The organism is Hydrogenophaga sp., assembly GCF_035481345.1.
GTDB lineage: Bacteria > Pseudomonadota > Gammaproteobacteria > Burkholderiales > Burkholderiaceae_C > Hydrogenophaga.
Genome location: NZ_DATIGV010000002.1, coordinates 1 through 2,614 on the forward strand (window position 1 = coordinate 1; position 2,614 = coordinate 2,614).

The window sequence follows — 2,614 nt, forward strand, 5'->3', positions numbered from 1 at the left end:
TTGGTGCCGTTGTTGCTGACGGTGAAGAAGCCTTCCTTGTCCACCGCCATGTCCAGGTAGCGCCCGGTCTGGTTGATGTCGCCCTGCGAGAACTGCTGGGCCACGTTGGTCAGGCGCACGCCGGCGCCGATGCCGTTGCGCAGCAGTCCGTAGCCGGTGGACGAGAACACTTCGGCGAACTCCGCGCGCGACTCCTTGAAGCCGGTGGTGTTGACGTTGGCGATGTTGTGCGAGGTGACGTTGAGGTCGGCGTTGGCCGCCCTCATGCCGGACAGCGAGCTGTTGAATGCCATGGAAGACTCCTTGCGTTATGCGGTGGGAGCGGAGGTCAGGACGCCGACTTGCCGATGCGCAGCACGTAGTCGAGCGGTGCGGTGCCCAGGCCGGGCAGGTTGAGATACAGGCCATCGGAGCCGATGGTCACGCTGTCGACCGTGGCGTCGACGTAGGTGTTCAGTGCGGTGGCCGTGCCGTCGGTGGCCGTATGGGTGGCCTTGATCGAGTACGTGCCTTCCGGCGCGCGCTCGCCGTTGGCCTTGATGCCATCCCAGGAGAACGCGGTTTCGCCCTTGGCGCCGGCTTCCACTTCGATCGTGTCCACCACCACGCCGCTGGCGTCGGTGATCTCGAAGGTCACCTTGCCTGCGCCAGGGGACATCACCAGGCCGCTGGTGTCGCCGGTGGCGGGCAACGCGACGGATTCCGAAGGCACCACCACCGAATGGCCCACCAGCGAGGCGCCCTTCAGCACCTGGTCGCCGGTCAGCGCGGCCGTGAACCCGTTGACCGTGCCGTTGAGGTCGCTGATGCCCTGCACGGTGGAGAACTGCGCCAGCTGGGCGACGAACTCGCTGTTGGACAGCGGCTTGAGCGGGTCCTGGTTGGCCAGCTGCTCGGTCATCAGCCGCATGAAGTCGGCCTGTCCCAGTGTGTCGGCCTTCTTTGCCGTGGTCGCCGCGCCGGTGGTGCTGGTGTTGATGGCGGCGAAGGGGTCGCCGTTGACGGTGGTCATGTGCGTGTTCGCTCGGTGGCAGGCCGTCAGCGGCCCATGGTCAGGGTGGCCAGCGCCAGTTCCTTGGCGGTGTTCAGCACTTCCACGCCGGCCTGGTAGCCGCGCGAAGCAGAGATCAGGTTGACCATCTGCGCGACCGGATCGACATCCGGCGCGTAGACGTAACCGTCGCCATCGGCCATCGGGTGGCCGGGCTCGTAACGTTTGATCGGTGGCGCCTGGCTCTGGGTGATTTCCTTCACCTGTACCGAGGTCAGCGAGCCGTCCGCGTCGAGCGGGCGCGCCTGGAAGATCGGTTCGATCGGTTTGTAGACCGCCTCGGGCGAGGAGGCGATGGAATCGGCGTTGGACAGGTTGCTGGCGATGGTGTTCAGGCGTACGGACTGCGCCTGCAGCGCGGAGCCGGCGACGTCGAAGATGGGCAGGTTGCTCATGGCGCGTCCCCTTACTGGCCTGTGATGGCGGTGAGCATGGTGCGCACCTTGGATTCGATGAAGCTCAGCGAGGCGCGGTATTCCAGGGCGGCCCGGCCGTAGGCGGCGCGCTCGGTGTCGGCATCGACGGTGTTGCCGTCCAGGCTGGGCTGCACGCCGGCGCGCTCGAACACGCGCGGGCCGGCATCGAGCAGGGTGAGGTGCTGCTCGTGGGTGGTCTGCAGGGGCGAAGCCTTGGCGGCGGCCTGCTCCAGGGCGGCCTGGAAATCGAGATCCCGGGCCTTGAAGTGGGGCGTGTCCGCGTTCGACAGGTTGCTGGCGATCAGCTGCATGCGCTGCTCACGCAGCGGCAGCGCCGCGGCGTGGACGCCCAGATAGTTGGAGATGGGATTGGACATGGCACCGCTCCGGCAGACCGTTGCCGGGGGTGGTGCAAGGCGTGTGCCAGAACCGGGCGAGCATCCGCCCAAGCAGGGATGGGGATCCCCGGGCCGTCATCCCGGCGAACGCCGGGATCCATCTTGATCCTGCCCTTTACCCCTTCTCTCTTCTAGGGGAAGAGCACATGGGTCCCAGCTTTCGCTGGGACGACGATCAGGCGGCCATCTGCGCCGCGGCCACCTGGTTCAGCCGGAACAGCACGTGCTCGGCCAGCTCGTGCGGGCTGTACTTGGCCACGAAGGCGTTGGCGCCCACGCGTTCGACCATGGCGTTGTTGAACACGCCCGACAGCGAGGTGTGCAGCAGCACGTACAGGCCGGCCAGGCCCGGGTGGCGCCGGATTTCCGTCGTCAGGGTGTAGCCGTCCATGGCCGGCATTTCGATGTCGGAGATGACCATGGCGTAGCGCTCGGCGGGATTCTCGCCGGCCGCATGCACCTGCAAGAGGTGGTCCAGTGCCTGCCGGCCGTCCGAGAGCAGGGTGGCGGTGACGCCAAGCTGCTCCAGCACGCTGCGGATCTGCGAGCGCGCCACGCGCGAGTCGTCCACCACCAGCACCTGCAGCGGAGGTGCGTCCGCAGGCAGGGCCATCTCCGGCGCCAGCGTGGCGTCCATGCGCGACTGGCAGATGTCGGCCAGTACGCTTTCCACGTCGATCACCTGGATCAGCTCGCCCTGGAAGCGCGTCACCGCAGTGAGGTAGCTGTTCTCCGCGCCCAGTTCCGGC

Annotated in this window: 5 protein-coding genes; all 5 read right to left on the reverse strand. The window is 67.1% G+C overall.

What is annotated here, in order from left to right; translation table 11 throughout:
* Positions 1-293 (reverse strand): flagellar hook-basal body complex protein (locus tag VLG41_RS00030; protein ID WP_325347355.1); only part of this gene is annotated, 293 nt, incomplete at its 3' end.
* 35 nt (positions 294-328) lie between these two features.
* Positions 329-1,012: a flagellar hook capping FlgD N-terminal domain-containing protein gene (locus VLG41_RS00035; RefSeq protein ID WP_245093645.1), complete on the reverse strand. Its 684-nt coding sequence runs from the start codon at positions 1,010-1,012 to the stop codon at positions 329-331.
* Positions 1,013-1,038: 26 nt separating this feature from the next.
* Positions 1,039-1,446, reverse strand: a complete 408-nt coding sequence (gene flgC / locus VLG41_RS00040) for a flagellar basal body rod protein FlgC (RefSeq protein ID WP_245093647.1) — start codon at positions 1,444-1,446, stop codon at positions 1,039-1,041.
* A gap of 11 nt (positions 1,447-1,457) precedes the next feature.
* Positions 1,458-1,844, reverse strand: coding sequence for a flagellar basal body rod protein FlgB (gene flgB, locus VLG41_RS00045; RefSeq protein WP_245093649.1), 387 nt, complete (start codon positions 1,842-1,844; stop codon positions 1,458-1,460).
* 196 nt (positions 1,845-2,040) lie between these two features.
* Positions 2,041-2,614, reverse strand: a 574-nt coding sequence (locus VLG41_RS00050) for a response regulator (protein WP_325347356.1), incomplete at its 5' end; no start/stop codon positions are given.